This window comes from uncultured Vibrio sp., from assembly GCF_947488985.1.
In the GTDB taxonomy this organism is placed as follows: domain Bacteria; phylum Pseudomonadota; class Gammaproteobacteria; order Enterobacterales; family Vibrionaceae; genus Vibrio.
Map to the genome: position 1 here is coordinate 19,366 of NZ_CANLBV010000029.1, position 24,622 is coordinate 43,987.

The window sequence follows — 24,622 nt, forward strand, 5'->3', positions numbered from 1 at the left end:
GGTTACCACTTTTTGTTCTGGTTATTAGGAGCACTTTTTTGTCGTGCTTGTAAAATCATTTGTGCTTTAAGCAGCTGGCTCGGGTCACGGGCGCTTTCTACTTGCTCAAGCTTTCGCATATCTGGGTCACTCGATAGCGGCTGCCCTGAGGTTTGTGCTACAGCTTGTTGAGCATCGTCTTCACCTTTTTCGCTTGAAGCTTGCTGTGCACTCGCACTTTGAGGTGTTGATTCATCTTGGTCTTCTGACTGCTCGGCTTTATTTGGTTGCATAGACTGAGCTGTTTGCTCGCCTGCATTTGCATCCGGTTGGTCTTTAGCTTGCCCTTGGTTTGCGCTTTCAGCTTGGTCGTCTGTTGGGTTCTGTGAGTTTTCATTGTTCGCAGAACTTTGATGTTGATCCGACGAGTCTTGCGAAGAATCATTTTGCTGACCTTGCTGACCTTGCTGACCTTGCTGACCTTGCTGACCTTGCTGACCTTGCTGACCTTGCTGACCTTGCTGATTCTGCTGGTCTTGATCTTTGGATTCAGAATCGCCTTGCTGTTGCTGTTGCTGTTGCTGTTGGGCTTGTTTGACGATCTCTAGATTCTTCTTGGCATATGCGTGCTCAGGGTTGTTTTCTAAAATGCGTTGATACTCTTCTATTGCTTGATCGTACTTGCCTTGCTGTGCTTGTGCATTTGCAAGGTTGTAGCGAGCACCTTCGCCATTCAAACCTTGTAGTGTCTGCTCTGCAGCTTCGAAGTCTCCCGCTTTGTATTGTGCGATGCCTTTCCACTCTTGTTGTTGGAACTGCTCTGCAGCTTGTTGGAAGTCTTCATCTTGATAAAGCTGATAACCCACCTGATCGTCGGTTTTCCAAGGATTCGCAAACGCAGTATTCGGTTGGCTGAACGACAAAACCACAGCTAATCCGCACCAAATAACCCCTTTCCTGAACAGCCCAAGTGCAGGGAGTAATAGGAACGGCAGAAGCCAGAAGCCATTGTTGACTCTGGTGCTGAGTGAGTTATTGGTCTTGGTCACTTCAGAGGTTGTTGCAACTCGGTCGAGATAACTCGCGATATGTTCAACATCTGAGTTATCAAATTGAACCTCAGTGAACGTGCCACCATAACTGCGAGCCAGGTCGCGCATGTTCTCTAAGTGGGTTCTCGCGACCACGGTTTGCCCTGAATCAGTCTGCAGCATCGAACCTGTTGGCAAAGAGATTGGCGCACCACTTTCAGTACCCACCGCTAAAATAGATAGCGTCCAATTGCTACCAGATAATAGTGAGTCGATCTCTTTCTTCTCTTGGTCATCGATGTCATCAGCAATCAATACCAAGTCACCTTGATATATCTTCGCGCGAGTCATCATCTCAATGGCAAGCTTAACCGCAGCAGGTGCGTTACTGCCTTGGTAAGGCATGATATCCGGGGAAAGATTCGGTACTTGGCTCTTGATGGTGTTGATGTCGGACGTTAGCGGGCTAATGGTGTAAGCATCGCCAGCGTACGCGACCATTCCTGTTAAGCCTTCTTTCCACAACGAAAGCAGATCAAGAGCTTTGTATCGCGCTTGAGTCAGGCGATTTGGTTTTATGTCGGTAGCGTATAGAGACATCGACATGTCCATCATCACAACTCGCGCCTGCGTTTTTTCAAAGCTCGGCTGTTCATTGTTTTGAAAGCTGGGGCCGGCTAGTGCAATAACACCGATCATCCACCAGATACCAAAGTAAGTGCTGCGGTTTTTCGATGGCTTGCTTGATTCTGGCGCCAAGTATCGAGCGATATGAGACGCCAATAACCCTTGCTTAGATTGCTTCTTGCTAAGCCACCAAATCACAGGCAACACGATAAGAGCCAAGAACCAATATGGGTAGATAAAAGTAAAGTTAGACATTGTTTCTCCTAATGGCTAACAGCATAAATGCGAAGAACATTGCCGCAGACAAAGGCCATACAAACCACTCTTGTTGTGGTCGCCAAACTTTGGAGACATTTGTCACCGGCTCTAACTGGTTGATGGTGTCGTAAATCGTCGCCAGTTCTTTGCTGTCGCGAGCTCTGAAGTATTGGCCGCCAGTACGCTCTGCTATTTCCATTAGCGTGCGTTCATCCAAGTCTTGCGCGGTATTGACTTTACGCGTCATGAAGAACTCTTTAACCATCATTTCGCCGGCACCGACACCGACGGTGTAAATGGTCGCGTCGTATTTCTTAGCAATATCCGCCGCTTCTAATGGGTCTAATACCCCAGCGGTATTACTGCCGTCACTGAGTAGCACCATCACACGTTGCGGAGCATCGCTATCGACAAAGGTCTTGGTCGCAAGGCCTATGCCATCGCCAATCGCAGTTTGATTACCGATTAATCTCAGTACTGCTTGATTGAGTTGCTGTGACAGTGTGCCTCTGTCTAATGTCAGCGGTGTTTGTAAATACGCATGATCGGCAAAGAGCACCAACCCAACTCGGTCGCCTTTGCGGCGTTCAATAAAGTCACTCAACACATGTTTGACCGCCGATAAGCGGTCGATGTATTCACCATTGAACTGCATATCCTCTTGGCTCATCGAGTAGGAGAGGTCGACAACCAACATCAAGTCACGGTGTTTCGGTTGAAATTCCACCGGTTCGCCATACCAAACGGGGCGTGCGAGTGCTGTCACCAATAAAAGCCAGATAATGATGGACAACGCCTTTGGCAAGCGAGTGCTTGGTGTTTTGGTATTACTGTCCTCTGGCAGAAATGGAAGCTTAAGGGCGCTACTTGATTCCGCTTTAGGTGAGAACAAGTAAACGAGAAACGGCAGTGGTGCGAGGAAAAACATCCACCACCAAACGAACTCAATGTTTAGCAAGTTCGCGTTTAAAAGATCAGTCATAACGACCTCGCTTTGGAGGAAGGGCTTTACGAATCCAAGTTTCGCAGTCATCAACTAATTGCTGTTGAACCTTGCACTGATCGTCATTCATTGAAGTTGGATCTTGATAGAGCGACTGTTGCCACTGGGATTGTTTTGCTACAAACAACGGCTTTTTCAGCTGTGTGTCTAAGAACTTCAACCAATCATCTCCAGCTAGGCCAGCCACTTTTGCTCGCGGGAAGTAGCTCAATACAGCCTGACGAAGGACGCGTTGTGCTTCGCTCGGAGATAAGCGATTTGAAGATTGACTATTGCTAAAGTAAGACAGCGCTTCTTGCTTCGCCTGTTGATTGTTTTTTCTGCGTTTTAGAATAAAAAACACCAAGGCAATCAGGATAATGGCTGTGATAATTACGGCCCACCAACCCCACGCCAAAGGCCACCATGTTGGTGCCTCTGGCGCAATAACAGGGCTTAAGTCTAAGGGTTGCTTCATGACTGAGCTCCTGAAATCTGGCTCATTAATGGCTGTGCACTCGACAGTGAGCTATAGGGTATCGCGAGAGATAACCCCATTTGCTGTAGCTGTTGTTGCTTGGTCGAGAAAGCATGGTTGAGCTTTTCCTTTTCTTTATTTGAGGAGAAGTTGAACCACTGTGTTTTACTGCCATCTGTTACTTGTTTCGAGCCTTTATAGGTCGTTTGACCTTGCTCTAGTGGGTCGTGAAAATGCACCAGACGTACTCGGTTGTGTCGACGTATTTGACTAATAAGTGAGTAATCACTTTCTTGGTAGCGCACAAAGTCACTGAGCATAATGATATCGCTTCCTTTAGGACAAAGCTGGTGCAGAGATTTCAGCCCATGCTCTAAGGTCGTGTCATTATGATTGTCGTGATTAGTCAGTGCTGCATTATTGATTTCTATAACTTTTTGCAAAATACGCAGCGGAGCATGGTTGCTTCCACTGGGTTTAATCTCAATAATTTCTCTGCCCGTATCAATCACAGCACCAATTCGGTCTTTTTGAGCCACAGTTAACCAGCACAATTGGCTAGCAAAGTGCGCAAGTTGAACCGACTTTAGCAATAAGGTTGATCCAAAAATCATGCTGCTTGAGAGATCCAAGAACAAAATGACAGGCTGCTCTCTTTCTTCAGAGAACAGCTTGGTATGCGCCTTGCCCGTTCTCGCGGTTACTCGCCAATCAATGCTACGAATGTCATCGCCCGCTTGGTACTGACGAACTTCCGAGAAATTCATCCCGCGCCCTTTGCGGTTACTCTCATGTTGGCCATTAAGCTGTGACCAGAGGCTTTTTGCCGGAGGCAACCATCGAACAGACTGCGCTTTGTATTGCAGCAGCTCATCCAGATTCAGCATCACGCCGTCACTGTAGTTAGGTAGTTGATTATTCATGCGCGTATCCCTATGCGCTACCAACCAGTGAAATAAGGTGTGCGATCACTTGATTTGCAGTGACCCCTTCAGCTTGTGCGTGGTAGCTACGGAGTAGGCGGTGACGCAGTACAGGGAATGCCATCGCTTGAACGTCTTGTGGAGTAACATAATCTCGGCCGGCAAGCCAAGCGTGTGCACGAGCGCAGCGGTCTAGGGCAATCGTTGCACGCGGACTAACACCCATATCTAGCCATTGATCCAGTTGGTCGCTGTATTGTTTAGGTTGGCGAGTCGCCATTACCAGTCTGATGATGTACTGCTCAATGGTATCTGCCATATGAATATTGAGCACTTCTTGGCGCGCTTCAAAGATCGTTTGCTGAGATATCTCTTGTGGTTGAACTGATTCGTTGCCTTGAGCTTCACCGCGGTTGAGTCGCAGGATCTCAAGTTCACTTTCCATATCTGGGTATTCAACTTCAAGGTGAAGCAAGAAGCGGTCGAGTTGAGCTTCTGGAAGCGGATAGGTGCCTTCTTGTTCTATCGGGTTCTGCGTTGCCATGACCAAAAACAGTTCAGGCAAAGCATAAGTCTTTCGACCCGCAGTGACTTGTTTTTCAGCCATCGCTTCCAGCATTGCCGCTTGTACTTTCGCCGGAGCACGGTTGATCTCATCCGCTAGAATTAGTGAGTTAAAAATAGGACCAGATTGGAACGTAAACTCTCCAGTTTCTGGGCGGAAGATGTCGGTACCAGTTAAGTCAGCAGGCAGTAAGTCAGGGGTAAATTGAATACGATGGAAATCCCCCTCAACACAGTCAGCCAGTGATTTTACTGCGCGAGTTTTTGCTAAGCCGGGAGGCCCTTCAACCAGGATATGACCATCCGCCAGCAGGGCGATCATCAGCTGTTTAACGAGCTCTTGCTGACCAATGATTTGAGATTCTAAATAGTTTTGAAGGGCTTCGAAATTTGTTTTGTGCATTTTGGACTCTCTGGGTATCCATTTGATTTTCATTTTGATTATTAGTCACTGATTATTTGGGAAAAGTTCCAGTGCATTTACAGAATTTATCTTTTCAAAATTGGAACGATTTTTATCATACCAATCGCCTTCTATATACGAAAGCGCAAAACAAGAACCGCTGTGTTAATCGGGGGGCAAATGAGCAACTCACGCCGCTCAAACCTTGGTTTGGGTCGATGTAAACTTAAAGGTTGCTTGAGCTGGTTTCGGCTTTGTATGGAATCGTCCTAGCATCATCCGGCGTAAATGAGTAAAATCTGGTTAGGTTTAACATTTAGGTAAGTATCATGAGCGATTTTGAAAAAGAACTAGAGCAGATGACTCAAGAGATGGGCGATGAGCCCGAAGTAAAGCTGCCATCACTTGAAGAGCAAAAAGCGATCGTTGCTGAATTTAAGCGACTAGAAGCGGAAGGCAAGCTAACACCTGAAGTATTAGAGCAGCACTTTGGTCAGTTCAACAAACAGAATGATACGCCAATTCACTAAGTTGATTTAGACAGGTCTTTTGTCTAAAAGAAGTGGAATTAGCGGTGAGCTTATTGCTTAACTCATAGAGAAAGGTCTAGCGGTTGCTAGGCCTTTTTGTTATTTGCGGTGAGGGGTGAAGTAGATAGAGCAGAAAAAGAAACCCCCACTACCAATGGCAAGGGGGGAGGCATTTATATTACTAACAGAGAGTCGATTAATCGGTACCGTACTCTTTATATAAACGACGACATGCGCGTCCGTCGCTATGGAAGAGGTGGCAGCGATGCGCTGGAATACCAATCGCCAGTTTATCGCCAACTTCAACGGTTAATGTATCAGGCTGACGGTAGATAACATCCGCGTCAGCACTTTCAAGATTAAGGTAAACTTGCGTTTCGTTACCTAGTTTTTCGACCATCATCACTTCAGCTTCAATCGTCGCATCACCCGCTTCCGCTGACATCAAATGCTCAGGGCGTACACCTAGTGACATACGGTCACCGGCATTAACGGTCGTACCATCGACTGGGATCCAGAAAGTCATGCCGTTTGATAGTTGCACTTGTACGCGCTCTGCTTCCGCTTGTTCAATATGCACCGACATAAAGTTCATCTTCGGTGAACCAATAAAGCCAGCAACGAAACGGTTTTGAGGGTAGTGGTAAAGGTCAAGTGGCTTGCCGACTTGAGAGACATAACCGCCATCAAGAACAACGATCTTATCCGCCATGGTCATCGCTTCCACTTGGTCGTGGGTCACGTAGATCATGGTACAACCGAGTTGACGCTGTAGCTTGGTGATTTGCGAACGCATTTGCACACGCAATGCCGCATCTAGGTTTGATAGAGGCTCATCAAGTAGGAATACGTTTGGCTGAGAAACCAGTGTACGGCCAATCGCAACACGTTGACGTTGACCACCAGAAAGCGCTTTAGGTTGACGCTCTAATAAGTGACCAAGCTGAAGAATTTCTGCGGCATGCTCAACACGCTTATCAATCTCAGCTTTATTTGCGTTAGCGAGCTTAAGACCGAAAGACATGTTGTCGTATAGGTTAAGGTGAGGATAAAGCGCGTATGATTGGAATACCATACCCACGCCACGCTTTGACGGTTCAACGTCATTCATGCGTTGATCACCAATGTACAAATCACCAGACGTAATGTCTTCTAGACCTGCGATACAACGTAATAGCGTTGATTTACCACAACCTGATGGTCCAACGAATACTACGAATTCACCTTCGTTGATGTCTAAGGTTACGTCCTTAGAAATCTGTACATCACCATATGATTTATAAACGTTTTTTAACGTGACACTCGCCATCTAGCTAGTCCTCGATCGATCTAATTTTAGGTATTACTGCGTATCATTATAAGTAATTTTTGGGTCAGCAGTAACTGTAGGAATTGGTCAGTATTGAATGAGTAAGAAAAAAGTGGGTGAGACTTGGATTCGTTAACCAAGCCCACCCATCATAGCCAAACTATTGCCTATTTCCCCCCACAGCAAGCTAAATCTCCCCCGTGATTCCATCACAGATTTAGCTTGCTGCTAAAATAGAGACAACAGCGGGCAGTGAAGCCAACTAAGTGAACAATGCAACTATACATGACACTCGCTGGTAAAGGGTTCTTACTATCCACTCTTGGATGGATGCAGTTTCGGTGAATTAGCGGAATGGTACATCCTCCCAACGTAAAATTAACAAGGGGGAGTAGCAGGGGAGGAGTAGATATAAGGGGTGAATAATAATTGGCGATCCAGTTCAAATAAATCCACCGCATTACGGTGATGCTGATCACGACGGCTGTGTGTTTTGTGATTTTGCTCTCCAATCTGACCGGATGATGATCACGAATTTAAGCCATAATAGTGAGGGCGTAGTGACTAGGATGATGAGCTAGGGTCTGTTTTCTCAGATCATTAAGCTTCGAAAACTGGCTCATCTTGGTTGATGTGCCCTACGCATAAATATAAAAAGGATATTCACATGAAAAACGCTCTAAGCGCTGTAGCTCTAGGAACATTGGTTGCTCTGGGTTCTTTTGGTGCAAATGCTGCTATCGAAGAAGGACAACTAACAATTTGGGTAGGTGGTGATAAAGCTTATGAAGGCATGGCTGAAGTAGGTAAACGCTTTGAAGAAGATACTGGCGTTAAAGTTACCGTTGCTTTCCCTGATAAACTAGAAGAGAAATTCCCTCAAGTTGCAGCGGCTGGTGATGGCCCAGACATGATTTTTTATGCGCATGACCGTTTTGGTGGCTATGCAGAAGCCGGTCTTCTTGTTGATATCAACCCTTCTAAAGAGACAAAAGACGGTATCGTAGACTTCGCATGGGATGCGGTTGCTTACGAAGGCAAAACCATCGCTTACCCAATTGCAATCGAGTCAGTTTCTCTTATTTACAACAAAGCGCTTGTTCCTAACCCACCTAAGTCTTGGGAAGAGATCCCTGCACTGAACGCTGAACTGCAAAAAGATGGCAAGAAAGCGATCATGTGGCCTCTACGTGGTGGTGCTTACTTCACATGGCCTCTACTTGCAGCTGACGGCGGTTACGCATTCAAACAAACCGCTGAAGGTTACGACATTAAAGATGCAGGCGTAGCGACTAAAGGCGTTCAGGAGTCACTTGGCTTCATCGAGAAGATGGTACAAGACAAAATCATTTCTGCAGATATGGACTACTCAGTTGCTGAGTCTGAATTTGTTGCTGGTAACGTTGCTATGACCATCAACGGCCCTTGGGGCTGGGAAAATATCGAGAAAGCGGGCGTAGAATACGGCGTAACCACACTGCCTAAGTTCAATGGCAAAGCGTCTAAACCTTTCGTAGGTGTATGGGCGGGTGGTATTAGCACAGCATCTCCAAACCGTGATCTAGCGGTTGAGTTCATGGAAAACTACCTATTAACGGATGAGGGCTTGAAGAGCCTGAACGACGACAAGCCACTAGGTGCGGTAGCTCTTAACTCTTTTCAGACTAAGCTAGACAGCGACACTCGTATTGCAGCAACGATGAACAACGCGATGAACGGCGAAGTTATGCCGAATATCCCTCAGTTCACCACATTCTGGTACAGCATGGAAGAAGCGATCGGCAACGTTGTTGACGGCCGCCAATCCGTAGAGCAAGCACTAAAAGCGTCTGAAGCTCGTATGACTAAGTAATCACCAAGTACAACCTTTTAAGGAGAGGGCAACCTCTCCTTACTTTTCTATTTTTTATCTATATCGCTAGCAGGTTCCTCTATGCAGTCAGTTCAAGATACCGATGCTATCCCAGCACAACCAAGCCTCCCAGGTAGTAAAAGCGTCTTCATTAAATGGGGAGTGCTTGGCAGCGTTGGCTTAATTAACGGCTACGCTACTATTTTAATGTATTCTCGCGGTGAGCTCGCTTTTGCTCTGCTTACCGTTATTTTAACGGCCTTGGCACTCTACATTTTTGGTAGTAAGAAAACCTACGCTCACCGTTATATTTACCCAGGTATTGCCGGAATGATCTTATTCATTCTTTTCCCATTGGCATACACCGTAGGGCTTGCGTTTACAAACTACAGCGCAAAAAACCAGCTTTCTCTAGAACGTACTCAAACCGTTCTTTTAGACCGCACTTTCCAAAGTGGTGATAGCTACCCATTCACTTTGTACAAGACAGACGACGGTCACCAGATCGTGGTTAAAGATGGCGACCAACTATTAGCGACTGACGTATTTTCTCTAGACAATATGACAGCGACAGAAATGGACCTATCTGCAATCGCGTCTACGCAAGGTGAAAAAGAGAAGATCAAAGCGATCATCCAAAACCGAGCAGCGATCAGTGGTGTTGATTTCAATCTACCGGACGGTGGTGACATCCGTATGAGTGGCTTACGTAAGTTTGCTTCTGTTGCTCCGCTTTACACCCTTCAAGATGATGGCGAAACGTTAATCAATAATGAAACGGGTGATGTTCTCAAGCCAAATATGGAGTTAGGTTTCTACCAACCTGTTGATGCCAATGGTGAGTTTACAGGTAACACAATCTCTCCGGGCTTCATTGTTAGCATTGGTACGCATAACTTTGAGCGTGTGTGGAAAGACGAGGGTATCAAAGAACCTTTCATCAGCATCTTTATTTGGACGGTTATCTTTTCAGTATGTACCGTTGCATTCACATTGGTGATTGGCCTTGTACTTGCAAACATCGTGCAGTGGGAAGAGCTCAAAGGCCGTTCAATCTACCGTGTTCTGCTGATTCTACCTTACGCCGTGCCAGCGTTCATCTCGATTCTGATCTTTAAGGGGCTCTTCAACCAAAGCTTTGGTGAGATCAACATGGTACTGGAGAACATCTTCGGTTTAAGCCCTAACTGGTTCTCGGATCCTCTCCTTGCGAAAACCATGGTACTGATGGTTAACACATGGCTTGGCTTCCCTTACATGATGATCCTATGTATGGGCCTGCTTAAAGCGATTCCTGATGATTTATATGAAGCATCAGCGATTGATGGGGCGAACTTCCTTGATAACTTCAAGCGCATTACCTTCCCATTAATGATTAAACCACTGACACCGCTATTGATTGCAGCATTTGCCTTTAACTTCAATAACTTCGTAATGATTCAACTATTAACGAACGGTGGCCCGAACATGATTGGCACGTCTGAGCCTGCGGGTTATACAGACTTGCTTGTAAGCTACACCTACCGAATCGCATTTGAAGGTGGCGGCGGTCAAGACTTTGGTCTAGCAAGTGCAATCGCAACGCTTATTTTCCTATTGGTTGGTGCACTTGCGTTACTCAACCTTCGCTTTACTAAACTGTCTCAAGATTAAGGAGCACGACAATGGCTATGGTACAAGGCAAAGGCCTAAAATATCGAGTGTGGGCAACACATGCCGTGTTGTGGTGCTTCTTGGCTATGATTATCTTCCCGCTACTGATGATAATCGCGATCTCATTTCGTGAAGGTAATTTCGCAACGGGTAGTTTAATTCCTGAAAACCCTTCATTGGAACACTGGAAGCTGGCATTGGGGATTGCAGTCACCAATGCGGATGGTTCGGTTACAACCCCTCCATTCCCAGTACTGACTTGGTTATGGAACTCGATCAAAGTGGCAGGCATCACCTCGATTCTGATCGTGGCCTTGTCTACCACATCGGCGTACGCCTTTGCTCGTATGCGCTTTAAGGGTAAAAACACCATCTTGAAAGCGATGATGATTTTCCAAATGTTCCCTGCGGTACTGGCGCTGGTGGCTATCTACGCACTGTTCGATAAACTAGGGCAATACATCCCGTTCTTAGGCTTGAATACTCATGGCGGTTTGATTTTCTCTTACCTAGGCGGTATCGCACTGCATGTGTGGACGATTAAGGGCTACTTTGAGACGATTGATAACTCTTTGGAAGAAGCGGCAGCATTGGATGGCGCAACGCCTTGGCAAGCATTCAGATTGGTTCTACTGCCACTGTCTGTGCCAATCCTAGCGGTGGTATTTATCCTTTCGTTCATTGCGACAGTTGGTGAAGTACCAGTTGCCTCTATCCTACTTACGGATGTTAATTCATACACGCTAGCGGTAGGGATGCAGCAATACTTATACCCTCAGAACTACCTATGGGGTGATTTTGCAGCAGCAGCCGTACTTTCAGCACTTCCAATCACAATCGTATTCTTACTGGCTCAACGCTGGTTAGTTGGTGGTTTGACGGCCGGTGGTGTAAAAGGATAAACTGTATACTATAATAAAGAAAAAGAGCGACCGTTAGGTCGCTCTATATATTGGCTTTTTTATTACATCATTTGGTTTGGCCGCCGATCAGTAATAAAAATAACCCTCAGGTTACGCATAGCTGGCTACTAATCAAGTTCCTTACGCTAGTAATGATTAGTAGTTTTTGTAACTCTCGCCCAAGTATTTACTTGGGTTTTTTTATGTCTGCTATTAATACCAATCGCAGTAAATAACTGGACACCCTAGCTTGTTAAAACACTCGATAACTGCGCTACAATTTTTAATTGTCGAATAACGACTTATCAAAAAAGCTGCCTTGTTCTCAAGCATTTCCCCTGCGCTATTTCTGAACACTTAATTACTGTGATTGATATAATCTCTTCATTCAGTATCGTCTCAAAAATTAGACATCCAGTATAAAATACCAATGGTTGATTTATACGTGACTTGTATTTTTATGCGTGATACTTCAATAATTATTATGCAACAGGAGCGGTTTTGCAGAGGGGATGCGTGGGTAATCGTATTCCCTTAGCAAATTCCCTTTGTAAATGGTTTTGGCAATAGGTGGTCAGGGTAGGGTTATCAGGCTCGTTCGACCTCGGTCAAATTTGTCGAATTAAAACTCTTTACTAGAAGGCGCACACCCTAAGTGCTGAAGCAGGACATAAATGCTCTCTTGATTGAGCGCGACCCGGCGGAATAGATCCGCAAATGTACTGTCACCACCAAAGCAAGTCTGGATATAGTGATTGATTTCATTGCTGTCGTAGCCTTCGACATACAGGCTCCTGACCCATTGATACTCAACGGCCTTCAGGTTATTCAATGTTGATTCGCTAAGAGTAACGTGCGTGACGCTCAAGAATGGCTCCAGAAAGTGTAAATACATCCATTTAAGTGTCCGTATTTAACCAGAGCAAAATGACGACTTTATTACAGTCAAAATAATTTGCTAAGTAATAGCGCTTCGCTTGCCATTTATCTTGAGAAATAATGTTCGATGAGTTGTATTGAGTGTGGTGTGGTGTGGTTACTGGGGAATAGGGCGGGAACATGTGCAGAGAGAGGCTAGATAAACCAATGCCAAGCATCTACTTGGCATCATTATCCATGTTGTCGAGTTAGGCTTGTCGGGGTTGGCTTAGATTAACCTTACTTTAAGTATTTTACGTGCGCTTCCATCTCTTCGCCAATCTCTTTTCTCATGTTCATTAGGCGAATAGCAGAATCCCTCAATTCTATGTCTTCAGGTGTTTCAGGTTTCCATTCTGGCACTTTAGTTGGTAGACCATTTTCATCCACGGCGACCATAATCACGATACAGTGCGTTGTTAGACGGTTGTTCAGCTCCTTGGGATCGCTCGCTTGAACGTCGATGGCGATATGCATTGAAGATGAGCCGGTATAGATGACCTTCGCACTCACTTCAACCAGGTTCCCCACATGAATGGGGGCCACAAATCGAATACCACCAGCGTAGGCTGTAATACAATATTTGCCGCTCCAGCCGGCAGAGCAAGCATAAGCCGCCAAATCGATCCATTTCATCACCGCTCCGCCATGAACTTTACCGCCAAAGTTTACATCGCTAGGCTCGGCTAAAAAACGCAGAGTGACATCTCGTTTACCATCTTGTCGGCTATTGTTACTGCTCATCAATCTTCCTTTATTATCATGTCGAATAACATTGCCTTTACTAAACGCTAACAGTATACATAAGGAAAGTGAAATAAAAGTGGGGTTACTCACTGTTAAGAGTATTTATTCCTAATAACTGATAAATGAGCAAATATGGAGAGCTAGAGACATTGACGAGAGCTTAGTAGTGCAGACAATTCGATAGAAAAAAAACACCTAGCATAGTGCTAGGTGTTTGTAAGCCGTTTGGTACTCATTACGGTACCTTTTTATTAGCCAACTGAGCGTTGTCATTTTGTGTATCTGAGGTGATTCTATCTCGAATACCACTAAAGTGGTAGTTAAATTTACTTTATTATTCAGCTCACCTTAATCTTGGTTGAAGTATAGATCCTTTGCGTAGATATTGCCTTTCGGATTGTTATTTTGGAGACCTTGTAGCGTATTTTGCACAAATCTAGTGTGATTATAGTGATATCAGGCATAACTGCGGCAGATTCGTTGAGTATGTCCTATGCATTCAGATATAGCATATAGCGTTTAGATTGATCTTCGGTCTTACTCGCTTTCTGTAATAGCTCATTATAATGAGCTATTACAGTAACCACTTTCATTCGCAGAATGCCCACAAGTGAATGAGTCAGCAGTATGTTGCAACAAGAGTGAACAGGTATTAAACGCATTTGATACTCATCACGGGAAGTCAATGAACCGAAATAGAGCAGGTAACGTCATTACTTAAAGCTTGGTCAAAGAAATGGTTAGTTTTGCAGAGATAGAGGAGACCCAAGCTTTGGTTTTCTTTTGAGCTGAGCAAGTACCACGCCTGAGATCACCATTGCGCCGCCAATGATATGATATTGGTTAATCTCTTCACCAAGCCATGTTGCGGCCAGCACGATGGTGATAACCGGAAGTAGGTTCATGAACATCGCGCTGGAATCCGCGCCTATGACATCAATCGCCTTTACCCACATCCAAGGTGCCAAAATAGAAGCATAGACAAAGGCCGCGATTAACATATAGCCATCACCTTGCGTCAGCTCTTGATGGATAAAGAATAGAGGATCGCCTTTACCCAGCATTAATGCCAACCCACAAAGAGACAATACTCAGGCTTGAAATGGATTTTTTTAGCAGAGGAACACTGAGGAATACACTGATCAGTGGCACTAGAGAGGTGAGCAGCGCGATATTCGAAGCGGTGGTGGTTAAGCCGGCGTAGTAACCCAAAGACTGATTCAAGACCATGCCTAGGAAGCCAAGGAACGCCAGCTTAGATAAGTTAGGTTTAATGATTGGCCATTGCTTGATAGCCGAACGAATACAGAAAGGGGTGAGGATTAATATCGCCAAAAACCAGCGGTAAAAACTCATCGCACTGGGTTCTATGGCACTTGCTGCAAGCTTATTGACAATAGCATTGACACTCCAGATACAGACAGTGAAAAATGGTAAAAGATAGTGCATATGGGTTCCGGTGCAAATGAGTTGATGCGGCGAGTTTGACAGGTCGTTATACTAACAGATATCTTTATAAAGACATCAGACGCGATAGGAAGACAAGTTTGAAAAAACACTCAAGAAACCTTCATCCGTCCTTATCCATTGATAAGGCTCCATCCAACGTATTCATGAATTTTGAAGCTTTTTTATCCAATACCGAAACTCGTGTACATAGCCACCCTTGGGGGCAAGTGCAGTTGATCAGCGGGGGGATTCTTGAAATGGAAGCCGAAGGCACCCGCTTTCTCGCACCGCCGCACTTAGCTATTTGGGTGCCTGCTGGGGTGATGCACTGCAGCTATAACCGTAAGCCGTTGGACTATTGCTCACTGAATATTGCCCATGAATTAACTCAGCATTTACCAGAAAAAACCAGCCTAATAAAAATCACGCCAATTGTCTCTTCGATTATTGATGACTTTCGCCAGCGGGATGTGAACGTCGCTCAAAGCGAACAAGATCAAAGGCTCGTACAGGTGCTATTGGATCAGCTGGCAGAGCGACAAGTTGAACACCATTTTTTACCATCAACCGATAATAAGTATCTTGCGCCAATTCTCGCGGCGATAGAAGAGAACCCAACCAGCGATATTTCGCTAAAGGATTGGGCTGAGAAAGTCCATGCTACAGAGCGCACTTTGTCGCGTCATTGCCAGAGTGAATTGGGGATGAGTTTTACTGAATGGCGGCTACGAGTTCGCTACTTATACTCCATGGATCTATTAAGAAATGGACAGTCAGTTAAAGAAGTAGCACTTACGTTAGGTTACAACCAAGCCAGCCCCTTTATTAGTATGTTCAAGAAATACTCCGGCCAAACCCCAGAGCAATATAAGAACCGTCTGCTGTAATTGAATTGCCTTTGTTGTGTTCCATGATCAGAAGATAATCCCGCGCAACATCGTTCAATACTGCGACCCCGATTCTCTTTATTCTGTTAGGCATCAACCTGTATCTAACAAGAAAAGGGAATGGACAGTGTATTTGTCGCTATGGCGATCTTTGCTTTTGTATCTTCGCTAAGACGATTTTCGGCTAATTGTGACTCAGAAATATCCAAATGTTACATCAATATCTAAGGGAAGGGTATTACAGCCCTTCCTATTTGATGGTGTTCGCTAAACATTGATCGTTTATAGCCAGAACGTCAGTGCAATAAAGGTTAGAGCCAGAATCGATAAGATATTTAAGACAATGCCGACTTTCATCATATCGCGTTGCTCGATATAGCCGGACGCAAACACGATCGCATTCGGTGGTGTTGCGACAGGTAACATAAAGGCGCAAGAAGCCGCGACGGCGATGAGCACAGAAAGCACCACAGGTGACATGCCAAAGGCTTCTGCAACCGCCGCGAATAAAGGGATGAGCAAGGCAGCACTCGCGGTGTTACTGGCAAATTCTGTTAAGAAGACCACGAAAATAGCAACAATGGCGACAATAAACAAGATACCAAAATCAGCAATCATGGCGCTGATCTCATTAGCCAAGAACACGCTAGTTCCCGTCGCTTTGAGAACATTACTTAAACAGATCCCCCCACCAAATAGAATAAGTACGCCCCAGTCTGCGGTTTTTTCAATGTCCTTCCAGTGAACCACTCGAGCGAAATTCACGGCAATAATAGCGCACAGCGCAATAATCGTATCGAATTTCGGTATTCCGCCCAGCATGGCATTAATGGGCTTACTGAAGATCCAAAAGAAGACGGTCGCTGCGAAGATTGCAAGAGTCACAACTTTCCCTTTGTCCCAATCTACCGCTTCTTTGTTGAGAGTGAATGAACCCTCTAAATTAGGGCGCATGGTAAAATACAGTACCAGTAGCGCGATCGGCAGAATGATAATACTTGCCGGAAGACCAAACGCGAGCCATTCGGTAAAGGTTAAGCCGACTTCCGCAGCTGCAATGGCATTGGGTGGACTGCCCACTAAGGTTGCAATACCACCAATACTGGCACTGTACGCCACACCGAGTAACACAAACACGTAAGTGTTGCGCTCGCTCTTTGCATCCACCTTACTCAACACACCAAGCACCAATGGAAGCATCATTGCCGCCGTGGCCGTATTACTGATCCACATGGATAAGCCCGCCGTGACACCAAGCAGCATAAAGACCGCCACGCTCATTTTTCCTTTGGCTAGAACCAGTACTTTGTCGGCAATGACTTTGTCTAATCCTTGCTTGTGCATCGCGGCTGCGAGAGCAAAGCCGCCGAGAAATAGAAAAATAATCGAGTTAGAAAAATTATTGAGTGCAGTTTGGGTATCAAAGACATCAAGAACAACCGCCAAAACGGGCACAAGCAGCGCAGTGACGGTGACATGGAGGGCTTCCGTTAACCAAAGCACCCCAATGAACGCCAAGATACTCAAGCCTAATACCACGTTTTGTTCAAAGGGGAGGGTAAAGTACAAGGTGGGTAATATTTGTTCAGAGTGTGAACTTCGCAGAGGGGATCATCTTTATGGAAGAAAGCACGCGCGTTATCCCAATTGAAAGCCGCAAGGCTTGTGCAAGATCGTCGCCAAGGTTTGTGGATCTTTTATCCTATTTCTCGCGAGCTCCCAGAGTGGGCGAGTCGAATGCTCGATCAGACGGTGATGGCAAAACACGTTCAATTGAAGTCGGCAATTAAACTATTGAATGAGGCAGCAAGGCCAACCATCAACCACAAAGAGGTTACCGGGGATGTAATTTCGTGAAGTTGAAAGCAGAGATACCAGTTATGCTCTAAATGCATTGGGCTGAAGACACGACTCTGGCCACGAAAAATTGGCTAGAATGGTTCAGCTATAACGAGTTCGTCCATAAACGCCATAGTCCATAATACTAGGCGCTGAGTTAAGTGACTTTTCCATCTCCGTCGTTATTCATGGATAGCTTATGTGCCGGTTTTCTGTAACGAATTTTTGTCCCGCAATGAGTTTTAAAATGTGAACCGTTGTGAGTAATCACCTGCTCTGTCATTTTTCAGTCAGTATAGATACTGTTGTATTGTTAAATAACGAATCCGATCTAAGCTTTGTCTTGTATCCAACAAACGTTTAGAGAATTACAATGACCAAATACTCACTTGCTGCACTCATGATCGCAGCGACGGCACTCGTCGGCTGTCAAGATAACACTTCTGAAACTCAGCCAGCTCCGTCAGTCGAGCAAGCAGCACAGGAGCAAGTTGATGCAGCTCATAGCGCGCGCAGTGCGTTAGATTGGAATGGTATGTATCGAGGTATGGTGCCTTGTAGTGATTGTGCTGGAACCAATTTACTCTTAGAGCTGAAATCCGATGGCCAATACTCTTTTAGCCGAAGCTATGTTGATAAGATGAGCGCAACGGTGATGGTAGAGGGTGAGCTGGTTTGGAACGATTCGGGTAATACTATTCAAGTTGATGAGTACCGTTTCTTTGTTGGTGAAAACCAATTGTGGCTTGTCGACCAAGCCGAGGAGCGTTTGACTGATGAGCAAGGCAAGGCTTACACGCTGACGAAGGAAATGGGCTTGTAATTTATAGCTTATAGCTTATAGCTTATAGCTTATAGCTTATAAGTGTTCGCACGTGTTCATTTAAAAATCAAGATAGACGTTATGTCTGACGGTTTTTTATGTCAATGAGCCAGTTCAGTTACCCCAAAAAAACACAAGGGATGGGTATCGCTACCCATCCCTTTCATCATTTTAAAACCTGATAGTTTTATTGCTTCCTACGTCGGTATTATAGGTTTTCAATCGCTTTTTGCACGGCAGGGCCAATTTGGCGCTTACGTGACGTTACTCCTTCGAGCGTGAGAATGTCGCTGGTTGGCTCGGCGTTGAATGCAGATTTAATCACTTGATAGTCGCTTTCATCGACCCACAATAGATTCGCTTCTTTATTCTTAGTATCTGTAATTGAGAAGAACAGGTAATCCAACCCATTTTCTTCTTTGTAGCTCTTCATTGCAGCCAAAAGCTCATCTTTACGGTCGATAAGTTGCTGAGCTATTAGCGTTTCAGCGACACCAATCCCCACTTTTTTATCACCGTATTGGAAGTTTTTGTAGTCCAGCGTCAAAATGGTTTCAGGAGACAGGTGGCTGAGATCCGATTTAGCGATCAGCATCTGTTGACCGAAATCTTCGATGTCTGAAATATCGGCCATTGTTGCTAATTTTTCAGCGTACTGACGATCGTGCTCAGTGGTGGTGTCGGATTGGAATACTACGGTATCTGAGAGAATCGCGCCTAAACCAACACACGCAAGGTGTTTAGGTAGCGTTACATCTAACTTTTGAGCGTTGTCAGCCAAGATAGTTGCCGTTGAGCCCCAAGCACGAATATCCATCTCGATAATTTGTGGGGTATTGATCGGTGAGCCACCAATGGTGTGATGATCGACCAGTGCGACAATCGAGGCTTGATCTATGGTTGGTGCTAATTGAGTCGCTTGATTGAAATCGACCAAACCGACACGGTATGGAGAGTAATCGGTTTCTACGCGCGGTGACTCAGCGTTACAGTAGTTCAAGATGAACGTGGACTCTGGGTTGATCGCCTCAGGCACGGTCGCCGTTCCGCCATAAATATGCGCGGCGAGCATTGCAGACATAGTCGTGTCGCTATCAGGGCTAAGGTGTCCAGTCCACACTACGTCTTCAGCACCATTATTGGCCGATTGTTGAAGGCTAAATGCATAGCTTGCTGAACTGAAAGACATAACTAATGCTGCAACGACAGGTGTTAACTTCACGGGTAATTCCTTGTTTGAAATCAATTTCGAAGCCCATAAGCTAAACCTCAAAAATGTCAGAACCGTGTCATCTATGTTTCAGATTTACTTCACTAAGTAACCAAATGTAATTGAGTGCGTGTGTCGTAGCATAGTTAATTTGGCGACCTGGTTGCGTAAAATTATGTAAACCGTGTTTCGTATAGGAAGAAAATGGCTTAATTTTCATCAAACAAACACTCATAACAATAAGGTTATAAGACACGTATTTCCCGATTTGCACTGGCGATAACATTGTTGGCATCGCCGTCCTTCGCGATGGCTCAAGATAGCAGTATGATTCGCGATATCACCCAGACCAACAGGCGTTAGTCGACTACTTAAGTTCATTAAACTCATCGTATTAGCAGTAATGAGGGTGGATTGGTTCGCTACTCGAATTGGCTTACTACACAGACTCAGCCTTTTATTCACACTGAATTTTTAATATCTCACCAATCATCCAGTTTGCTGAGTCGTGGTAGTCGTAGAGCTTATGGGCAAGGATGCTCAAGCTTAGGTGAGGCGCATCGTCTGGCAATTCAACGATCTTAAGTGGCAGCATTTCGACCAGTTGTTTTGCGACGTTGTACGGCGTACAAAATAACAGACCACTTTTGGCACTGATCAAGCCACCCACGGCGTAGCTTTGCGCGATCATCTGTATATTGCGGTACATATTTTGGTCTTGTAGCCAGTTGTCTATCACATCAGAACCACTGCTGGTGATCGGCAGGTGAACTTGGCTTTGCGCCGCAAACTCGATAACCGATAGCTTATCCGGAAGGTCTCGCCACTTAGGGATGACGGCGACGTATTTATCCTTGATCCATGAGTACTTATTAAAGTTTTGCGGCACCTTCTGAATGTCATCGACCCCCACGTATAGATCAAGTCGACCACTTTCGACGCGTTCCATTTTCACATGTTCAGAGTTGATATCGATAGAGATGCGAATATTGGGGGCGTGTGTCTTAAACCGTGTCGCGAGCTCAGGCATGGCGATGAACTCAAAATAGTCGCAAGCACCAATGTAAAAGGTGTGTGAGTCAAATCTTGGGTCGAACCCTTTTTCCGTTCGCACCGAACGCTCGATAGTCGACATACCCTGTCTAAGCACAGGCAGCATTTTGCTGGTGAATGGGGTCGGGATCATGCCACCACTGGTACGCAGAAACAGCGGGTCGTTGAACCGCTCTCTGAGTTTCGCCAGCGCATGGCTTGCCGCTGATTGACTAATAAACAGCTTTTTCGCTGCTCGGGTGATGTTTCTTTCATCATCTAATGCAATCAATATCTTAAGTTGATTTAGGTCGATGTTCACTAACTTACCTACTATGAATTCTATTCATGATTTTATGATAATATAGCATTTTTAAAATAATGGTATCTGGCGTAGATTGAACTCAACGCAAGGAGTACCAATATGAACACTAAGGTTAAAGTAGCCATTACCCAAATGGCGTGCAGCTGGGATGCACAAAATAATATCAAGAAAGCAGAACAGCTGGTTCGCGCTGCAGCAAGCGAAGGCGCACAGGTGATCTTGCTACAAGAGTTATTTGAAACCCCATATTTTTGTATCGACATCAACCTTGAGCATTTCAGCCTCGCTACCGATGTTGCCAATAACCCGGCTATTCAGCACTTTCGAAATGTGGCTAAAGAGCTGGAAGTGGTATTACCGATCAGTTTCTATGAGCGTGCTGGCACAGTTCGCTTTAATTCCATTGCGATAATCGACGCAGATGGTGAAGTGTTAGGTGTCTACCGTAAAACTCACATCCCTGATACCGATGGCTATTTAGAAAAATACTACTTCAGCCCGGGTGATACTGGATTTAAGGTTTGGAATACTAAGTACGCCAAAATTGGTGTGGGTATTTGTTGGGATCAGTGGTTCCCGGAAGCTGCTCGTGACATGACGCTGCAAGGGGCTGAGTTGCTTCTTTATCCAACTGCGATTGGCAGCGAACCTAAGCAACCTGAAATGGACTCAATGCCACATTGGCAACGTGTTATGCAAGGTCACTCTGCGGCAAACCAGATCCCTGTGATTGCCTCCAACCGCATTGGTTTAGAGAAAGGTACGTCATCAGAGACTGAAATTACCTTTTTTGGTTCGTCGTTTATAACAGACAATACCGGTGAAAAAGTGCAAGAACTGGATCGCTCGTCTGAGGGATATGCGTGCCATGAGTTTGACCTTAATGCCATTGATGCTGAACGTGGCAGCTGGGGTATTTTCCGTGACCGTGTGCCGAGCGCCTACCGTCGAGTGATGACAATGGACGGTGCTGTTGAGGAGAATCGATAATGCTGACGATACCTAAAAATGATGGCTTCTATATGCCCGGCGAACACGAGCCGCAAGAAGAGGTTTGGCTAGGTTGGCCGGAACGAACCGACACTTGGCCTTGGGGCGCAAAGCCTGCACAAACGGCCTTTGTGAATGTCGCCAATACCATCGTTGAGTTTACTAAAGTGACGGTATGTGTTTCAGCCCAGCAATACGACAATGCTCGCCAGCAACTGGATGACAATGTTCGTGTGCTAGAAATGAGCATGAACGACTCTTGGTTTAGAGACACAGGCCCGACTTACGTGGTCAATGGTCAAGGAGAGCGTCGTGGGGTTGATTGGCAATTCAATGCTTGGGGCGGCTTGCTAGATGGCCTTTACTTCCCATGGGATAAAGACGACGCCGTGGCGGCAAAAATCGCAAATTCGTACCGAGATCGTGTGTATCGAGCGCCATTTGTTTTAGAAGGCGGATCGATTCACAGCGATGGTGAGGGCACTATTTATACCACCAAGGAGTGTTTGCTACACCCTAGTCGCAACCCAGACTTAACCCAAGATCAAATCGAAGATTATCTAAAGCAGTACCTTGGTGCCGAGAAGGTGATCTGGCTTGATCTCGGTCTGTATGCCGATGACGATACCAATGGTCATGTCGATAACATTATGCATGTCGCAAGGCCGGGTGAGGTGGTGCTGAGTTGGACTGAAGATAAGAATGATCCTCAGTATGCTATTTCTCAACATGCATTGGAGCTGTTGCAAAGTAGCACCGATGCCAAAGGACGTAATATCGAAGTCCATAAGCTGACGTTGCCAACACCGCTGCACATTGAAGCGTCTGAAGGGCTAGGCTTTGATGCGTGTGAGGGCATGGAGCGTGAAACGGGCACCCGCATGGCAGCAAGTTATGCCAACTTCTTAATCACTAACGGATTAGTGCTGTTCCCTATGCTTTGTGAACAATCGGATGCACAAGCACAGAGTGAATTACAAGCGATATTCCCAGAGCATAAAGTCGTGGGTATTCCCGCTCGCGATATTTTACTGGGTGGTGGCAACATTCACTGTATTACTCAACAGATCCCGTTAATTTAGAGATACACATATGGACATGAAAGAAAAAAAGCTCGGTTTATTTGAAACCGTATTGTTTGGGGTGTGTACGGTTCTGGTGATTGACACCGTGGCAGCATCGGCGGCGGCAGGTCCCGGCGGTTTTGTTTGGTGGGGCATCATTTTATTGTGCTTCTTCCTTCCTTACGGTCTGGTGACGGCAGAGCTGTCGACCACTTTCCCGCAAGATGGCGGTATCTACGACTGGGTTAAGCGAGCATTCGGACGTAACTGGGCAGCGCGAACGGCATGGGTTTACTGGGTTAACTTCGCACTGTGGATCCCAGCGGTTTACTATCTCTTTGCCGTGGTATTAGGTCAGCTGATTGGTGTTGAATTCAGCCCAATTGAAATTGCTGCGATCTCTATCGCAATGAGCTGGGTGGCGGTGTACCTTTCTCTAAAACCGGTTGCGGATGCAAGTTGGGTATCGACGGCTGGCGCGATCTGTAAAGTGACGGTGATGGGGCTGGTGGGTTTTGCCGGTATTTATCACATCGCCAGTGGTAATGTCAGCGCTAACCCGATCACCATGGCTGATTTTGTGCCTGATATTAATACAGGTCTGACTCTGATCTCTGTAGCTCTGTTTGGTTTGGTTGGCTTTGAAGTGGTTGGCGGCGCAGCCGGTGCGCTGAAAAATCCATCAAAAGACATTCCAAGAGCAACCATGTTAGGCGGCGTGCTGATCGCGTTCTTCTACCTGATTTCAAGCTTCGGCATTCTGGCGGTGATCCCAATGGATGAGATCAACCCAAGTGCTGGCTTGTATGAGTCACTGACGATATTGTTCGGAACTGAAGGCGCACTCGGGCTATTGGTGAAAGCGTTAGCGGTACTGTTTCTATTTACGCTCGTGTCCAATATTGTTAACTGGTCAGTGGGTGTGAACTATGTCGCTCGCTACGCCGCTTTAAACAATGATATGCCAGTCAGCTTTAAGTCAGAGAACAAACATGGCGTTGCCAAAGGCGCTGCTTTGTGGAACGGCGTTGTCTCTACAGTTGTTATGATCGCCTACGCTGTGATTGCAACGGTTGGTGGTAACGAAGACCTATTCTGGAACGTATTCAGTCTTGGCGCGATTACCTTGCTACTGTCTTACATCATTATGTTCCCAGCTTTCTTGAAGCTGCGTCAGGTGGATAAAACACCACGTGTCTACATGATGAAAGGCGGTAAGGTGATGGTTCGATTAGCATGCTACGTACCAACACTATTCCTTGTTCTAGGTGTGATTACGTTCTTCTGGCATCCTTTGGATGGCGTAGATAGCGAGTTCTTAGCTCAAGTAGGAACTGGCGTCTTTATTGCGCTAGCTTTGGGTGAGTGGGGTATCTACCGCAGAAACAAAGCGCAAGTGGCAACATCAGCATCTGGACAACAAGTCGTTCAGAACTAACGTAACCGTTTAGCTTGGCATATCGGGTATCACTAACATTGGTTAGTGGTACCCTTTTTTCTATGGTGAAGGGGCGCTATATATTTGGATACATAGATACATAGATACTGTAACCGTCGATAAACCTTTGCAGCGCTCTCAGTGGCATAGAAAAACTCGCTTCACCATGAGTGCTGTCGTGATCGCTAAATCACTGAACCGACGCGGCCTCCCAGGCTTATTCTGTTTGTTTTGCGCCCACCCGCCTATTGCCTCTTCATCAATCCAAAAGGTCAGAGAGCCACGGTTAATGAGTGATTAGGGCGTGTTGATCTTTGCTGTACATTTCGTGCTCAACAATACATCGGTAGCCACATCAACATGAATGCCAGCGATAGCATGCTGGCATAATTCCTTTCTAACTTGTCAT

The 24,622-nt window shown here is 45.7% G+C and carries 20 protein-coding genes and 4 pseudogenes; 10 read left to right on the plus strand and 14 right to left on the minus strand.

Annotation, left to right across the window (positions count from 1 at the left end; all coding sequences use genetic code 11):
* Positions 1-2 precede the first annotated feature (2 nt).
* From Q1A70_RS08935 to Q1A70_RS08955, 5 genes are read right to left on the minus strand one after another with little or no spacing between them, the layout of a single operon-like run.
* Complete coding sequence (locus Q1A70_RS08935) at positions 3-1,892, minus strand: VWA domain-containing protein (RefSeq protein ID WP_299689421.1); 1,890 nt, start codon at positions 1,890-1,892, stop codon at positions 3-5.
* Positions 1,885-2,877 (minus strand): VWA domain-containing protein, encoded by a 993-nt coding sequence (locus Q1A70_RS08940; protein WP_299689424.1) that lies wholly within the window; start codon positions 2,875-2,877, stop codon positions 1,885-1,887. Before Q1A70_RS08940 ends, Q1A70_RS08935 begins: the two co-directional genes overlap by 8 nt.
* Positions 2,870-3,355 (minus strand): DUF4381 domain-containing protein, encoded by a 486-nt coding sequence (locus Q1A70_RS08945; RefSeq protein ID WP_299689427.1) that lies wholly within the window; start codon positions 3,353-3,355, stop codon positions 2,870-2,872. Before Q1A70_RS08945 ends, Q1A70_RS08940 begins: the two co-directional genes overlap by 8 nt.
* The gene (locus tag Q1A70_RS08950; RefSeq protein ID WP_299689430.1) at positions 3,352-4,278 is read right to left on the minus strand and encodes a DUF58 domain-containing protein; all 927 of its coding nucleotides are present in this window, start codon (positions 4,276-4,278) and stop codon (positions 3,352-3,354) included. The genes Q1A70_RS08945 and Q1A70_RS08950 overlap by 4 nt, the downstream gene beginning before the upstream one ends.
* A 10-nt stretch (positions 4,279-4,288) precedes the next feature.
* Entirely contained in the window at positions 4,289-5,245 is a 957-nt protein-coding gene (locus tag Q1A70_RS08955) for a MoxR family ATPase (RefSeq protein WP_299141813.1), read from the minus strand.
* Between the two features lie 329 nt (positions 5,246-5,574).
* On the opposite strand from Q1A70_RS08955, the gene Q1A70_RS08960 reads away from it, so the two are divergent.
* Positions 5,575-5,775: a restriction endonuclease subunit S gene (locus Q1A70_RS08960; RefSeq protein WP_299689433.1), complete on the plus strand. Its 201-nt coding sequence runs from the start codon at positions 5,575-5,577 to the stop codon at positions 5,773-5,775.
* Positions 5,776-5,971: 196 nt separating this feature from the next.
* Here Q1A70_RS08960 and malK read toward each other — a convergent pair whose 3' ends face one another.
* Positions 5,972-7,084: a maltose/maltodextrin ABC transporter ATP-binding protein MalK gene (malK, locus tag Q1A70_RS08965; protein ID WP_299689436.1), complete on the minus strand. Its 1,113-nt coding sequence runs from the start codon at positions 7,082-7,084 to the stop codon at positions 5,972-5,974.
* Between the two features lie 667 nt (positions 7,085-7,751).
* On the opposite strand from malK, the gene malE reads away from it, so the two are divergent.
* The 3 genes from malE (at position 7,752) to malG (ending at position 11,491) form a co-directional block, all read left to right on the plus strand.
* Positions 7,752-8,936: a maltose/maltodextrin ABC transporter substrate-binding protein MalE gene (malE, locus tag Q1A70_RS08970; protein WP_299689439.1), complete on the plus strand. Its 1,185-nt coding sequence runs from the start codon at positions 7,752-7,754 to the stop codon at positions 8,934-8,936.
* An 81-nt stretch (positions 8,937-9,017) separates the two neighbouring features.
* Positions 9,018-10,589: a maltose ABC transporter permease MalF gene (malF, locus tag Q1A70_RS08975; RefSeq protein ID WP_299689442.1), complete on the plus strand. Its 1,572-nt coding sequence runs from the start codon at positions 9,018-9,020 to the stop codon at positions 10,587-10,589.
* A gap of 11 nt (positions 10,590-10,600) precedes the next feature.
* Positions 10,601-11,491, plus strand: a complete 891-nt coding sequence (malG, locus tag Q1A70_RS08980) for a maltose ABC transporter permease MalG (RefSeq protein ID WP_299689445.1) — start codon at positions 10,601-10,603, stop codon at positions 11,489-11,491.
* Positions 11,492-12,113: 622 nt separating this feature from the next.
* On the opposite strand, the gene Q1A70_RS08985 is transcribed toward malG, so the two are convergent.
* The 4 genes and pseudogenes from Q1A70_RS08985 to Q1A70_RS08995 all read right to left on the minus strand — a co-directional run bounded on the left by Q1A70_RS08985 (position 12,114) and on the right by Q1A70_RS08995 (position 14,605).
* The gene (locus Q1A70_RS08985; RefSeq protein WP_299689448.1) at positions 12,114-12,359 is read right to left on the minus strand and encodes a hypothetical protein; all 246 of its coding nucleotides are present in this window, start codon (positions 12,357-12,359) and stop codon (positions 12,114-12,116) included.
* Positions 12,360-12,649: 290 nt separating this feature from the next.
* The gene (locus Q1A70_RS08990; RefSeq protein ID WP_299689451.1) at positions 12,650-13,153 is read right to left on the minus strand and encodes an acyl-CoA thioesterase; all 504 of its coding nucleotides are present in this window, start codon (positions 13,151-13,153) and stop codon (positions 12,650-12,652) included.
* Positions 13,154-13,504: 351 nt separating this feature from the next.
* Positions 13,505-13,777, minus strand: a pseudogene (locus tag Q1A70_RS20870) (peptide ABC transporter substrate-binding protein); the annotation flags it as partial.
* A gap of 119 nt (positions 13,778-13,896) precedes the next feature.
* Positions 13,897-14,605, minus strand: a pseudogene (locus Q1A70_RS08995) (DMT family transporter).
* 98 nt (positions 14,606-14,703) lie between these two features.
* Between Q1A70_RS08995 and Q1A70_RS09000 the strand changes: the two are divergent.
* Positions 14,704-15,492 carry a helix-turn-helix transcriptional regulator gene (locus Q1A70_RS09000; protein WP_299689454.1) on the plus strand — a complete coding sequence of 263 codons (789 nt, stop codon included), beginning with the start codon at positions 14,704-14,706 and terminating at the stop codon, positions 15,490-15,492.
* Between the two features lie 282 nt (positions 15,493-15,774).
* On the opposite strand, the pseudogene Q1A70_RS09005 reads toward Q1A70_RS09000, so the two are convergent.
* Positions 15,775-17,061 (minus strand): annotated as a pseudogene (locus Q1A70_RS09005) (DASS family sodium-coupled anion symporter); the annotation flags it as partial.
* A 96-nt stretch (positions 17,062-17,157) separates the two neighbouring features.
* On the opposite strand from Q1A70_RS09005, the gene Q1A70_RS09010 reads away from it, so the two are divergent.
* A complete protein-coding gene (locus tag Q1A70_RS09010) occupies positions 17,158-17,349 on the plus strand; it encodes a hypothetical protein (RefSeq protein WP_299689457.1) in 192 nt (63 codons plus the stop codon).
* A 355-nt stretch (positions 17,350-17,704) separates the two neighbouring features.
* A complete protein-coding gene (locus Q1A70_RS09015; protein WP_299689460.1) occupies positions 17,705-18,154 on the plus strand; it encodes a copper resistance protein NlpE N-terminal domain-containing protein in 450 nt (149 codons plus the stop codon).
* A 208-nt stretch (positions 18,155-18,362) separates the two neighbouring features.
* On the opposite strand, the gene Q1A70_RS09020 is transcribed toward Q1A70_RS09015, so the two are convergent.
* Both Q1A70_RS09020 and Q1A70_RS09025 read right to left on the minus strand, forming a co-directional pair.
* Positions 18,363-19,376 (minus strand): manganese-dependent inorganic pyrophosphatase, encoded by a 1,014-nt coding sequence (locus Q1A70_RS09020; RefSeq protein ID WP_299689463.1) that lies wholly within the window; start codon positions 19,374-19,376, stop codon positions 18,363-18,365.
* A 445-nt stretch (positions 19,377-19,821) separates the two neighbouring features.
* Positions 19,822-20,718 (minus strand): LysR family transcriptional regulator, encoded by an 897-nt coding sequence (locus tag Q1A70_RS09025; RefSeq protein WP_299689466.1) that lies wholly within the window; start codon positions 20,716-20,718, stop codon positions 19,822-19,824.
* A gap of 102 nt (positions 20,719-20,820) precedes the next feature.
* On the opposite strand from Q1A70_RS09025, the gene aguB reads away from it, so the two are divergent.
* From aguB to Q1A70_RS09040, 3 genes are read left to right on the plus strand one after another with little or no spacing between them, the layout of a single operon-like run.
* Positions 20,821-21,711: an N-carbamoylputrescine amidase gene (gene aguB, locus Q1A70_RS09030; RefSeq protein WP_299689469.1), complete on the plus strand. Its 891-nt coding sequence runs from the start codon at positions 20,821-20,823 to the stop codon at positions 21,709-21,711.
* Positions 21,711-22,793 (plus strand): agmatine deiminase, encoded by a 1,083-nt coding sequence (gene aguA / locus Q1A70_RS09035; RefSeq protein WP_299689472.1) that lies wholly within the window; start codon positions 21,711-21,713, stop codon positions 22,791-22,793. Before aguB ends, aguA begins: the two co-directional genes overlap by 1 nt.
* 10 nt (positions 22,794-22,803) lie before the next feature.
* Entirely contained in the window at positions 22,804-24,213 is a 1,410-nt protein-coding gene (locus Q1A70_RS09040) for an APC family permease (protein WP_299689474.1), read from the plus strand.
* Between the two features lie 115 nt (positions 24,214-24,328).
* Here Q1A70_RS09040 and Q1A70_RS09045 read toward each other — a convergent pair.
* Positions 24,329-24,504: pseudogene (locus Q1A70_RS09045) on the minus strand (transposase); the annotation flags it as partial.
* Between the last annotated feature and the right edge of the window lie 118 nt (positions 24,505-24,622).